This is a genomic window from Rhodoferax sp. WC2427, assembly GCF_040822085.1.
In the GTDB taxonomy this organism is placed as follows: Bacteria; Pseudomonadota; Gammaproteobacteria; order Burkholderiales; family Burkholderiaceae_C; genus Rhodoferax_B.
Genome location: NZ_CP162006.1, coordinates 1,056,341 through 1,068,876, shown reverse-complemented (window position 1 = coordinate 1,068,876; position 12,536 = coordinate 1,056,341). Strand labels below are relative to the sequence as shown.

The following is a 12,536-nucleotide window of genomic DNA, read 5'->3' as shown; positions in this document are numbered from 1 at the left end:
AATATGGTGGGACTGGAACCGCGCCAGGCGGTAAGTCGGGTGAATATTAGCCAAACAGGCGGTGGACATCGTTAAACAGTGCAATGGACATCATCAACAACAGCACTGCACCGCCTCCGCGCTGCAAGCGTTCCATCCAGGCATCGGATACGCGTTTGCCTGTGACAGCCTCCCAAAGATAATACAACAGGTGCCCACCGTCCAAAATCGGGATCGGCAACAGGTTCAAGACCCCAAGGCTAACGCTGATCAGGGCCAAAAATACCAGGTACTGGGTAAAGCCCAGGCTGGCCGACTTGCCCGCGTACTCGGCCACCGACAAGGGGCCGCTCAAATTCTTGATGGAGGCCTCGCCCACCAGCATGCGGCCCATCATGCGCAGGGTCAGGCCCGATACCTCCCAGGTGCGCTCCACGCCGCGCCACAGGCCATCCAGCGGGCCGTAGCGCACGGTCAGCATCTCGGGCATGGCACCCACAAAAGCGTTAATGCGGCCAATCGACTGCAGCCCGTCGGGTGCCACATCCGGGGTGACGGTCAGGGCCAGCCGCTGGCCGTTACGGTCAACCTGCCACACCTGCGCCAACGCCTGCCCACCCGACAAGGAGCCACGGATGGTGTCGCGCAGTTGCTGGCCGTCCACGATGGGTGTATCACCCACCCGCAGCACCAGGTCGCCACGGAGCAGGCCCGCGCGGGCGCCTGCGCCCTCGGGCTTGACCTCGCCCAGCTCCGGACGCGTCCAGGGTCCGAGCACACCGATGGCGCGAAACAGCTGGGCATCGGCCTCCTGGGCATGCAGTGGAGCCAGCGCCATCACCACCTCGCGCCGGGCCCCTTGCGCGGACGTAGCCAGTTCCAGACGTACATCGCGGCTGTCCAGCGCGCCACGGGTCAGCAGCCAGCGCAGTTCGTCAAACGAGGCAACCTCTTCCAAAGCTTCGCCGTCCCAGGCCGCCCGGGTGACGGTCTCGCCGCCCTGGATGCCGGCTTTTTCGGCCACCGAGCCGATGGTGGGGCTGGCCAGAATGGCTTTGGGCTCCTCCACCCCGCTCCAGTTGACCAGCGCGTACAACAACACCGCCAGCAGCAGATTCGCCACCGGCCCTGCCGCCACGATGGCCGCCCGCTTGGGCAAAGACTGGGTATTGAAGGCCAGATGGCGCTCCTCGGCGGCCACTGGCGCTTCGCGCTCGTCCAGCATCTTCACGAAGCCGCCGAGCGGAAACGCGCTGATGACAAATTCGGTCGGCGACCCCTTGGGCCGCCAGCGCAGCACCGTCTGGCCGAAACCGATGGAGAACTTCAGCACCTTGACACCGCAGGCCACCGCGACGCGGTAGTGGCCGTACTCGTGCACCGCAATCAGCAAGGCCAGCGCAACGATAAAAGCCACTATGGTCAGCATGGCAATCCTTATGGGTGCATTTACAGGCGGAAATCTACAGACAGGGTAGGGCCTGCTGCGCAACAGCGCGGGATTCCGCGTCCAACGCCAGCAAATCTTCCAGCGTCTGGGGCTTGGAGGGGCTTACCGCCGCCAAAGTTGCAAGATTGATCGCATGGATCTGGTCAAAGCGGATGCGCCGGTCCAAAAAGGCGGCCACTGCCACCTCGTTGGCCGCATTCAGCACCGCGCAGGTGCCCGACGGGGCACGCAGGCTTTCCCAGGCCAGTTGCAGGCAGGGAAAGCGCTGGAAATCCGGCACCTCGAACGTCATGGCCGCCATTTTGGAAAAGTCCAACCGCGCCGTGCCACTCTCGATGCGCTCGGGCCAGGACAGGCCATAGGCAATCGGCACCCGCATGTCCGGTGTGCCCAGCTGGGCCATCACCGAGGCATCGTGGAACTGCACCATCGAATGGATGATTTGCTGCGGATGGATCACCACCTCGATCTGCTCGGGCGTCACGCCAAACAGGTATTTGGCCTCGATCACCTCCAGCGCCTTGTTCATCATGGTGGCCGAATCCACCGAAATCTTGCGGCCCATGGCGAAGTTCGGGTGGGCGCAGGCCTGCTCGGGGGTCACGTCGCGCAGCGTTGCGGGATCGCGGGTGCGGAACGGGCCGCCCGACGAAGTCAGCATAATTTTCTCGATGCGCCGGGGCCAGACCGCCGGATCTTCGGGCAGCGACTGGAACACAGCCGAATGCTCGCTGTCAATCGGCAGCAGCAAGGCGCCGCCTTGCTTCACGGCCGCCAGAAACACCTCGCCGCCCACCACCAGCGCCTCTTTGTTGGCCAACAGCAGGCGTTTGCCAGCACGGGCTGCGGCCAGGCACGGGGCCAGGCCGGCCGCGCCGACGATCGCCGCCATGACCGCATCGACCTCGGGGTGAGACGCTACCATTTCAATAGCTGCTTGCGCTGATAGAACAAGCGTGGGAATGCTATTTTGCTTAATTTTTTCGGCCAACAGTTCTGCATGCTGCAGGCTGGCCATGACCGCAAAGCGGGGTTTGAACTGCGCACATTGCTGCAGCATCAAATCCACCTGGGTCGCCGCGGTAAGCGCAAATACTTCAAACCGGTCCGGGTGGCGGGACACCACGTCGAGTGTGCTGGTCCCTACCGAGCCGGTGGAACCCAAAATCGTCAAAACCTGTCGCATGCGTCCGTCCTTAGCCGACTATCGATACCAGCATCATCGCCAGCGGCAGGGTGGGCAAAAGCGCATCCACCCGGTCCAGCACGCCACCGTGGCCGGGCAGCAGGCCGCTGCTGTCTTTGACCCCGGCGCTGCGCTTGATCAGCGATTCGACCAGGTCCCCCACCACGCTCATGGCCGCCATGAACAGCACGGCCACCACCAACAGAATACCGCTGTGCTGTGCCAGCCGGGTGTACAGGCTGGCCACCGGGGAAGCCCAGGCGTGGTCGGCCCAGACCCACACGCCCGCCAGCACCAGCACACCCAGCATGCCGCCACACACACCTTCCCAGCTTTTGCCGGGGCTGATGGCGGGGGCGAGCTTGTTTTTGAAGAACTTCGTGCCGAACGCCCGGCCCGCAAAGTAGGCTCCAATGTCGGCCACCCAGACCAGCAGCAGCACCGACAGCAAAAAATTGGTGCCGATGACCCGCGCCTGGCAAATTGCCAGCCAGGCCAGCCACAGGGCGGCAAAACCGACGATGCCGCGCACGATCTTGTCGATGTTGGCCCAGCCGCGCGCGCCGTTGCGCAGCAGCCAGCCGCCCACCAGCACCCAGGCCGCGCCAGCGATAGTCCACAGCGTGGGCGTGTGCGCCGTCAGCAGGCCCATGATCCACGACAGCAGGCAGGCGAACACCATGGCCATAGCCAGTGCCACCGACTTGGGTTGCGCCATGCCATTCATACGGCCCCATTCCCAGGTTGCCGCGGCGATGGCCACAATGGCCAGCAGACACAGGGGCTCGGGCGCAGGATAGAACAACGCAGGCAAAAGTAGGGCCAGCAAAACCAGGGCCGTGATAACGCGTTGCAGCAGCATAGGGAAGACTCAGGTGATGGGGCCGGCAGCTGCAGGTGCGACCTGGGCCGAGGTTTTGCCAAATCGGCGTTCGCGGCCGTTGTAGACGGCGATCGCCTCGTCCAGCGCGGCCTCGTCAAATTCAGGCCAGAGTTTGTCGCTGAACACCAGCTCCGAATAAGCCGCCTGCCACAGCAGGAAGTTGCTGATACGGAATTCGCCGCCGGTGCGGATCAACAGATCCGGGTCGGGCGAATGGGCCAGGGCCATGGCGCGGTCCATGCTTTTTTCGGTGATGGGCTCGCCGCTGGCTGCCAGTTTTTGCGCCGCCTGGGTAATGTCCCAGCGGCCACCGTAGTTGAAGCAGATGTTGAGCACCAGCTTGTGGTTGCCCGCGGTTTCTTTTTCAGCTTCCAGCAGGCCGTTGCGGACCTTGTCGGACAGCGCCGACAGGTTGCCCACGAAGTGCAGTTGCGCACCGTTGGCTTTGAGCTTGACCACCTCTTTGGCCAGCACGCTGACCATCAGCGACATCAGGCCCGAGACTTCTTCGGCCGGCCGGTCCCAGTTTTCAGACGAAAACGCAAACACGGTCAACACGCCCACGCCCCGGTCCAGGCTGGCCTGGACGCAACGGCGCAGCGCATCCACCCCCTGGTGGTGCCCGGCCAGGCGCGGCATGAAGCGCCGGTTCGCCCAGCGGCCATTGCCGTCCATGACAATGGCGATGTGGTGGGGAACAGGAGTAGCCATCGGCGCAGCCAGGCCTAGACGGCCATGATGTCGGCTTCTTTGGCGACTACGAGTTGGTCCACTTCGGCGATGTGGCGGTCGGTGATCTTCTGGACTTCGGCTTCGGCGCGCTTTTGGTCGTCTTCCGAGGCCAATTTGTCCTTGACCAGCTTTTTGATGGCTTCGTTGGCATCACGGCGCACGTTGCGCACGATGATCTTGGCGCTTTCGCCTTCGGTGCGGGCCAGCTTGGTGAGTTCCTTGCGGCGCTCTTCGCTCATGGCGGGCATGGGCACCCGGATCAGGTCGCCCATGGACGCGGGGTTCAGGCCCAGATGGCTGTCGCGGATGGCTTTTTCCACCTTGGCCGCCATGCTCTTTTCCCAGGGCTGCACACCGATGGTGCGCGAGTCGATCAGCGACACATTCGCCACCTGGCTGATGGGCACCATGGAGCCGTAGTAGTCGACGTGCACGGTGTCGAGCAAACCGGGGTTGGCGCGGCCTGTGCGGATCTTGGACAGGTTGTTTTTGAAGGCCACGATGGACTGTTCCATCCGGGCCTGCAGATTGGTTTTAACGTCGGCAATGGTCATGTGGTTTCTCCTCGGAAGTCCGGCTCACGCGTGGACCAAGGTACCTTCGTCTTCGCCCATCACCACGCGTTGTAGCGCACCGTGTTTGAAGATCGAGAACACCTTGATCGGCAATTTCTGGTCGCGGCACAGCGCAAAGGCGGTCGCATCCATGATGCCCAGATTTTGCGACATCGCCTGGTCGAAGGTCAGCGTGGTGTAACGGGTCGCGCTGGGGTCTTTCTTGGGGTCGGCGGTGTAGACACCGTCCACCTTGGTGGCCTTGAGCACGATCTCGGCACCGATCTCGGCACCGCGCAGGGCCGCAGCCGTGTCGGTGGTGAAAAACGGGTTGCCGGTACCGGCCGCAAACACCACCACCTTGCCCTCTTCCAGGTACTGCAAGGCCTTGGGGCGCACATAGGGTTCAACCACCTGGTCGATGGCGATGGCCGACATGACGCGGGCGGTCAGACCGGCCTTGTTCATGGCATCGGCCAGGGCCAGCGCATTCATCACCGTGGCCAGCATGCCCATGTAGTCGGCGGTGGCGCGGTCCATACCGACCGAACCCCCCGCTACGCCGCGAAAAATATTGCCGCCACCGATCACCACCGCCACCTGCACACCCAGACGGGTGATGTCGGCAACCTCCTCCACCATACGCACGATGGTGTCGCGGTTGATGCCGAACTGGTCGTCGCCCATCAACGCCTCCCCCGACAGCTTGAGCAAAATGCGCTTGTAGGCTGGTTGGGCTTGGGTCATGGGGAGAGTCCTCGTAATGGTGGAAAAGTGGCTAATGGTAGGGGCAAAATAGGTCAGTACTGCGTCAGAAAAATCAGGCGGTAGCCTTGGCAGCAGCCACTTGGGCAGCCACTTCGGCAGCGAAGTCGTCGACCTTCTTCTCAATGCCTTCGCCCACCACAAACATCGTGAATGCTTTCACGGTGGTGCCGGTGGCCTTGAGCATCTGCTCAACCGTTTGCTTGTCGTTCTTGACGAAAGACTGGTTGAACAAGGAGACTTCCTTCAGGTACTTCTGCACGCCGCCTTCGATGCGCTTGGCAACGATTTCGTCGGACTGGACCGGCTTGCCAGCGGCCACGGCCACCGAAGCGTCTTCTGCAGCCTTGGCAGTTGCCACCGAACGCTCTTTGGCGATCAGGTCGGCAGGCACGTCGGCGCTGGACAGGGCCACGGGCTTCATGGCGGCGATGTGCATGGCCACGTCTTTGGCAGCCACGTCGTCACCTTCAAACTCGACCACCACGCCAATGCGCGTGCCGTGCAGGTAGCCGGCCAGCTTGGCGCCGGTGCTGAACTGCTTGAAGCGGCGGAACGTCATGTTTTCGCCGATCTTGCCGATCAGACCCTTGCGCACGTCTTCCAGGGTGGGGCCGAAACCGTCTTGGGCGTAGGCCAGGGCGCTCAGGGCGGCCACGTCGGCAGGGTTGTTCTTGGCGATCAGTTCGACCGCGCCCTGGGCCAGTGCCAGGAAGCTGTCGTTCTTGGTCACGAAGTCGGTTTCGCAATTGACTTCGAGCAAAGCACCGGTGGTGCCGTCAAAGTAGCTGGTGACCACGCCTTCGGCGGTGATACGCGAAGCGGCCTTGCCCGCCTTGCTACCGAGCTTGACGCGCAGCAGCTCTTCAGCCTTGCCCATGTCGCCTTCGGCTTCGGTCAATGCCTTCTTGCACTCCATCATGGGGGCGTCGGTTTTGCCACGCAGTTCAGCGACCATGCTTGCGGTAATTGCAGCCATATATTTCTCCGTCTTAACGTCTTAAATTAGTAAAAAAAAGGGGGCTTGCGCCCCTCTTTGATCGCGGCAGTGCGCCGCGCCATGGGGAACGCTTAGGCTGCAGCAGCCTCGTTCACTTCCACGAATTCGTCGGCGCTTTCCGCAGCGGCTACGGCCTTGACCACGTCATTGCCAGCGCTGTTGCGGCCTTCGATGATCGCGTCGGCGATGCCACGAGCGTACAGAGCGACAGCCTTGGAGGAGTCGTCGTTGCCAGGGATCACGTAGTCGATGCCTTCTGGGGAGTGGTTGGTATCGACCACGCCGATCAGCGGGATGCCCAGCTTGCGGGCTTCAAGGATGGCGATCTTGTGGAAGCCCACGTCGATCACGAAGATGGCGTCCGGCAGGGTGACCATATCCTGGATGCCACCGATGTCTTTTTCCAGCTTGACCATTTCGCGGGCGAACATCAGCTGTTCTTTCTTGCTCATGGCGTCCAGACCGGCTTCTTGCTGGATCTTCATGTCCTTCAGACGCTTGATCGAGGTCTTGACGGTCTTGAAGTTGGTCAGCATGCCGCCGAGCCAGCGCTGGTCGACGAAAGGCACGCCGGCACGGGCGGCTTCACCGGCCACGATTTCGCGGGCCTGGCGCTTGGTGCCGACCATCAAAATGGTGCCACGGTTGGCGGTCAGTTGCTTGGCAAACTTGGCCGCTTCCTGGAACATCGGCAGCGATTTTTCCAGGTTGATGATGTGGATCTTGTTACGGTGACCGAAGATGAACGGGGCCATCTTGGGGTTCCAGAAACGGGTTTGGTGGCCAAAATGGACACCGGCTTCGAGCATTTCGCGCATGTTGACGGACATGGTATTTTCCTTAAGGTTGCGTCTAAAATTCAGCCCGATTTGCCACTGTTTCATATACAAAATATGACAGGACAACACCTTGAATGGACTGGTTTGCGATTTGTTTTAACCAACAATCAAAACAAGTTTGACCGATCAGCAAAACCCAAGGAGTCTAGCACACTCCCTCCTACCCGCATGCGCCCAGACCTGACCTCCACCCTCCAGTCCCTGCAGTCCGGGCACACCACTTCGGCGGCAGAGATGGCCCGGTCCATCGCCATTGCCCAGTCGCCCGCCTGCCGCAATGCCTTTTTGCAGACCCGATTCGACCCCGCCCAATCCCAGGCGGCGCAGGCCAACCTGGCCAGCCCGCTGGGCGGCCTGGCCATCTCGGTCAAAGACCTGTTCGACGTGGCCGGTGAGGTGACCACCGCAGGCTCGCGGGTCCTGGCCGACCGTGCCCCCGCCACCGCCGACAGCCCGGCCGTGGCCCGGTTGCGCGCGGCCGGTGGCGGCATCCTGGGGCGCACCAACATGACGGAGTTCGCCTTCTCGGGCGTGGGCGTGAACCCGCACCACGGCACCCCGGTCGCCTGGGACGGGCGCTACGACCAGGCAGCCGGTGCCCGTATCTACGGCACGGTGCCCCGGATTCCGGGCGGCTCCTCGTCCGGCGCGGCGGTGTCGGTGGCCACCGGGGCGGCCTTCATCGGGCTGGGTTCGGACACCGGCGGCTCGATCCGTATTCCGGCGGCGCTGAATGGCATCGTCGGCTTCAAAAGCACCGCCCGCCTGGTGCCCACGGCGGGTGCGGTACCCCTGTCCAGCACCTTGGACACGGCCTGCGCCCTGACCCGGACCGTGCGCGACGCAGTTCTGGCGCATGAAATTCTGGCCCAGCGCCAGGTGCCGCGCAGCGCCGCCCCACTCTCCAGCTACCGGCTGGCCGTGGCGCGCAGCGGCTTTCTGGACAGCATGGACCACACGGTGGCCCGCGCCTTCGAGCGCAGCCTGCAGCGCCTGCGCGACGCGGGCGCAACCCTGGTGGACATCCCGCTGGAAGAAGTGCGCGAGCTGCACGGCATCCAGGCGACCGGCGGCTTTTCGGCGGTGGAGGCCTACATCTGGCACCGTCCGCTGCTGGCCCGCGGCCCGCACATCCGCGCCGCCTACGACCCGCGCGTGCTGGCCCGTATCGAGCGTGGATCGCAAATGCGTGCCTTTGAATATGCCGAGCTGGTCGCCGCCCGCACTGCCTGGATCGCCAAGATGGAAACCGCCCTGCAGGGCTTTGATGCCGTGCTGTCGCCCACGGTGCCCGCCGTGGCCGCACCCATCGCCAATGTGGCCCCCGGCGTGGAGCGCGACGACGCCTTCTTCCACACCAACGGCCTGCTGCTGCGCAACCCCAGCGTGGTCAACATGCTGGACGGCTGCGCCATCTCCCTGCCCTGCCACACCGCCGATGAACTGCCGGTCGGGCTGATGCTGTGGCATGCCGCCCTGCACGACGACACCCTGTTGAACCTGGCATTGCTCGCCGAGGCTACACTACAGTTTTAATAGCTGCTTACGCTTATCCAATAAGCGCAAGCAGCATTTTTTCTATAAATCTAAGGTTTGCATGTTGTTTGAGAAGATGCGGGTGTTTGCCGCATGAAGGTCGCCGTGATTGGCGCGGGGGTGGTGGGCGTCAGCACCGCATACGAGTTGGCCGCCGACGGCCACCAGGTCACCGTATTTGAGCGCCACAGCGCCGCCGCCGAGGAGGCCAGCTTTGCCAGTGCGGGCCTGCTCACCCTGGGCACCGCCTTGCCCAGTGCCCCGCCCGGCCTGGTCGGCAGCGTGCTGCAGGGTCTGTTCAGCCGAAACGCGCCCGTCCAACTGGGCTGGGGCCTGACGGGTAACGAACTGGCCTGGCTGTGGAAATGCCGCAGTGCCCAGCAACCCGCCGTCTACCTAGACCACCGCGCCCGGCTGCACCGCCTGGCCGGATACAGTGCCGAACGCCTGCAAGCCCTGACCCACCACCTGCATCTGGACTACGACCGCATCGAGGGCAGCCTGCTGCTGCTGCGCACCGCCAAAGAACGGGACCAGGCCCAGCCCGGTCTGCAATGGCTGCGCGAGGCGGGTGTGGCCTGGCAACAGCTCGATGCCCCGGCCGCCCGCCTGCACGAACCCGCCCTGAACGCCGACACCCCCCTAGCCGCCGCCATCCACCTGCCCGGCGATGCCGTGGGCAACTGCCGCCAGTTCACCATGCTGCTCAAGGCGGAAGCCCAGCAGCTTGGCGTGCAATTTGAGTTCAATCGCACGGTAGCGCACATCGAACCTGCGCCAGCAGCTACCGTTTCCATAGCAAACGAGGCCACGCCGCGCCGCTTTGACGCGGTGGTGGTCTGCGCCGGGCTGGCCTCGGCTGCGCTGCTGCGGCCGCTAGGCGTGCAGATTCCGCTGGCGGCGGTGTACGGCTACTCGCTGTCGGCCGCCATCCGCGAACCCCTGAACGCCCCGGTCAGCGCGGTGGTCGACGGCCAGCACCAGATCTCGATTGCCCGCATGGGCCAGCGCGTGCGCGTGGCGGGCGGATTTGACATGGGCAGCCGCGCCGATGCCAAAAACCCAGCCGCCATCGCCCGCCTGTACCAGGTGCTGTACGACTGGTTCCCCGGCGCGGCCCAGCTCGCCAGCAATGTGCAGATCTGGAAAGGCGCCCGCCCCACCCTGCCCGACGGCACCCCGGTGATCGGCCCCAGCGGCCGGCCCGGCATCTGGCTGAACCTGGGGCACGGCGCCTACGGCTGGGCACTGGCCAGCGGCAGCGCCCGCGCCACCGCCGACCTGGTGGCAGGCCGCGTGCCGGAGCTGGACATCGACGGTTGGGGACTGGAGCGCCTGCGGCACTGAGATCCCGGGCGCACAATTCGGCCATGCAACGCATCACACCTGACCGCGCCCACCCCCTGTTTGACACCGCGGCCACGCGCCGCATTGAGCAGGCCGCCATGGCCGACCTGCCGCCCCACACCCTGATGCAGCGCGCCGGGCTGGCCGTGGCCCGGCTGGCCCGGGCGCTGGCACCGCACGCCCGCACCGTGTGGATTGCCTGCGGCCCCGGCAACAACGGCGGCGACGGGCTGGAAGCCGCCACCCAGCTGCATCTGCGCGGCACCGCCGTGGTGGTGACCTGGCTGGGCACAGAAGCCAGCGCCCCCGCCGACAGCCTGGCCGCGCTGGCCCGCGCCCGCGCCGCAGGCGTGCTTTTCGCCGATACGCCGCCCACCGCCCTGACCACCCAGGACCTGTGCATCGATGCACTCCTGGGCATCGGCAGCAGCCGCGCCCCGGCAGGCACCATGGCCGCATGGATTGCCGCCATGAACGCCAGCCCGGCCCCCATCCTGGCTATCGATTTACCCACCGGCCTGCAAGCCGACACCGGTAGTTTTGCTATGCAATCAGTAGCTGGTAGCGCCGATGGAATAAGCGCTATCAGCATCATTTATGCACAAAACACGCTGTGCCTACTCAGCCTCAAGCCAGGTCTGTTTACCGGCCATGGCCGCGATGCCGCAGGCCAGGTCTGGTTGGACGACTTGGGCATCCCCACGGCCCATGGCGCCACGGCCCAACTGGTAGGCGCACCGCTTTCGGCCAGCCGCACCCATGCCAGCCACAAAGGCAGTTACGGTGACGTGGCCATCCTCGGCGGCGCACCGGGCATGACCGGTGCCGCCCTGCTGGCCGCCAGCGCCGCGCTGCACACGGGCGCCGGGCGGGTCTTCGTCGGGCTGCTGGACGGCGGCAGCCTGGGCGTACACCCGCAACAGCCCGAACTGATGTTCCGCGCGCCCAGCGCCCTGGCCTTGCACGCGCTGGCCGTGGTGTGCGGCTGTGGCGGCGGCGAGGCGGTGCGCGCCCTGCTGCCCCGGGTACTGGCTGAGGCCGCCCGGCTGGTGCTGGATGCCGACGCGCTGAACGCCATCGCCGCCGACACCGCCCTGCAAGCCCAGTTGCGCGCCCGCGCCACCCAAAGCCTGCCCACGGTGCTCACCCCGCATCCGCTGGAAGCCGCCCGCCTGCTGGGCTGCAGCACCGCGCAGATCCAGGCCGACCGGCTGGGGGCCGCCCAGCAACTGGCCGACCGTTTCGCCTGCGTGGCGGTGCTCAAGGGTTCGGGCACGGTCATCGCCGCGCCGAGCCAGACGCCCCACATCAACCCCACCGGTAATGGACGGCTGGCGACGGCGGGAACGGGGGATGTGCTGGCCGGCATGGTCGGTGCCCGGCTGGCGATGGGCCAATATGCGGTGGTGGCCGCCTGCGAGGCGGTATTTGCGCACGGGCTGGCGGCAGACCATTGGCCCGCGGGCCAGCCGCTGACGGCCAGCGCGCTGGCAAGAAGCTAGCCGCGACCCACGAAGGGCATCTTGGTGGCCATGACGGTGTGGAACAGCACGTTGGCCTCCGGCGGCAGGCTGTCCATGTAGAGCACCGACTTGCCGACGATGGCCACGTCCATCACCGGCTCGACCACCATCTCGCCATTCGGTTGCAGGATGCCGGTGGTCATGCGCTTGGTCATGTCGGTAGCGGCATTGCCGATGTCGATCTGGCCCACGGCGATGTTGTACTTGCGGCCATCCAGCGCAGCGGCCTTGGTCATGCCGCGCACACCGTGCTTGGTGGAGGTATAGGCAATCGAGTTCGGGCGCGGCGTGGTGCTGGAGATGGAGCCGTTGTTGATGATGCGCCCGCCCTGCGGGCTTTGCGCCTTCATCACCCGAAACGCCTGCTGGATGCACAAAAACATGCCGGTGAAGTTCACGTTCACCACGCTCTGCCATTGGGCCAGGCTCAGATCTTCCAGCAGCACGGCAGGCGTGCCGGTACCGGCGTTATTGAACAGCAGATCGACCCGGCCAAACTGGGCCACCGTGGCATCGAACAAAGCCTGCACGGCGGCGGCATCGGTCACGTCGGTAGGCACGGCCAAGGCACGCTCTGCGGCACCGGACTCCAGCGCCACCGCGTGCAGGGGTTCCGCACGGCGGCCGGCCAGCGCAACGCGGTAGCCGGCGGCCAGCAGCGCCAGGGCAACGGCGCGGCCAATGCCGCTGCCTGCGCCGGTGACGATGGCGACTTTGGGGTGGTTTTCCATGGCTGGGCTTC

Annotated in this window: 12 protein-coding genes; 3 read left to right on the top strand and 9 right to left on the bottom strand. The window is 64.9% G+C overall.

The features are described 5' to 3' along the window. Positions 1–46: 46 nt before the first annotated feature. From rseP to rpsB, 8 genes are all read right to left on the bottom strand, one after another. Positions 47–1,408 (bottom strand): RIP metalloprotease RseP, encoded by a 1,362-nt coding sequence (gene rseP / locus AB3G31_RS05180; RefSeq protein WP_367849129.1) that lies wholly within the window; start codon positions 1,406–1,408, stop codon positions 47–49. A gap of 34 nt (positions 1,409–1,442) precedes the next feature. Further along, the gene (ispC, locus tag AB3G31_RS05175) at positions 1,443–2,615 is read right to left on the bottom strand and encodes a 1-deoxy-D-xylulose-5-phosphate reductoisomerase (protein ID WP_367849128.1); all 1,173 of its coding nucleotides are present in this window, start codon (positions 2,613–2,615) and stop codon (positions 1,443–1,445) included. Positions 2,616–2,625: 10 nt separating this feature from the next. Beyond that, positions 2,626–3,477 carry a phosphatidate cytidylyltransferase gene (locus AB3G31_RS05170; RefSeq protein ID WP_367849127.1) on the bottom strand — a complete coding sequence of 284 codons (852 nt, stop codon included), beginning with the start codon at positions 3,475–3,477 and terminating at the stop codon, positions 2,626–2,628. Between the two features lie 9 nt (positions 3,478–3,486). Continuing rightward, entirely contained in the window at positions 3,487–4,209 is a 723-nt protein-coding gene (gene uppS, locus AB3G31_RS05165) for a polyprenyl diphosphate synthase (protein WP_367849126.1), read from the bottom strand. A 14-nt stretch (positions 4,210–4,223) separates the two neighbouring features. After that, positions 4,224–4,784, bottom strand: coding sequence for a ribosome recycling factor (gene frr / locus AB3G31_RS05160; protein ID WP_367849125.1), 561 nt, complete (start codon positions 4,782–4,784; stop codon positions 4,224–4,226). Positions 4,785–4,808: 24 nt separating this feature from the next. Beyond that, positions 4,809–5,531, bottom strand: coding sequence for a UMP kinase (gene pyrH / locus AB3G31_RS05155; protein ID WP_367849124.1), 723 nt, complete (start codon positions 5,529–5,531; stop codon positions 4,809–4,811). 73 nt (positions 5,532–5,604) lie between these two features. After that, complete coding sequence (gene tsf, locus AB3G31_RS05150) at positions 5,605–6,528, bottom strand: translation elongation factor Ts (protein WP_367849123.1); 924 nt, start codon at positions 6,526–6,528, stop codon at positions 5,605–5,607. A 92-nt stretch (positions 6,529–6,620) separates the two neighbouring features. Next, entirely contained in the window at positions 6,621–7,379 is a 759-nt protein-coding gene (gene rpsB, locus AB3G31_RS05145) for a 30S ribosomal protein S2 (RefSeq protein ID WP_367849122.1), read from the bottom strand. A 177-nt stretch (positions 7,380–7,556) separates the two neighbouring features. Between rpsB and AB3G31_RS05140 the strand changes: the two genes are divergently transcribed. From AB3G31_RS05140 to AB3G31_RS05130, 3 genes are all read left to right on the top strand, one after another. Continuing rightward, positions 7,557–8,924 carry an amidase gene (locus tag AB3G31_RS05140; protein WP_367849121.1) on the top strand — a complete coding sequence of 456 codons (1,368 nt, stop codon included), beginning with the start codon at positions 7,557–7,559 and terminating at the stop codon, positions 8,922–8,924. A 93-nt stretch (positions 8,925–9,017) separates the two neighbouring features. Continuing rightward, a complete protein-coding gene (locus tag AB3G31_RS05135; protein WP_367849120.1) occupies positions 9,018–10,271 on the top strand; it encodes an FAD-dependent oxidoreductase in 1,254 nt (417 codons plus the stop codon). A 23-nt stretch (positions 10,272–10,294) separates the two neighbouring features. Beyond that, complete coding sequence (locus tag AB3G31_RS05130; protein WP_367849119.1) at positions 10,295–11,773, top strand: NAD(P)H-hydrate dehydratase; 1,479 nt, start codon at positions 10,295–10,297, stop codon at positions 11,771–11,773. Here the strand turns inward: AB3G31_RS05130 and AB3G31_RS05125 are convergent. After that, positions 11,770–12,525: an SDR family oxidoreductase gene (locus AB3G31_RS05125; protein WP_367849118.1), complete on the bottom strand. Its 756-nt coding sequence runs from the start codon at positions 12,523–12,525 to the stop codon at positions 11,770–11,772. The genes AB3G31_RS05130 and AB3G31_RS05125 overlap by 4 nt on opposite strands. Positions 12,526–12,536 lie beyond the last annotated feature (11 nt).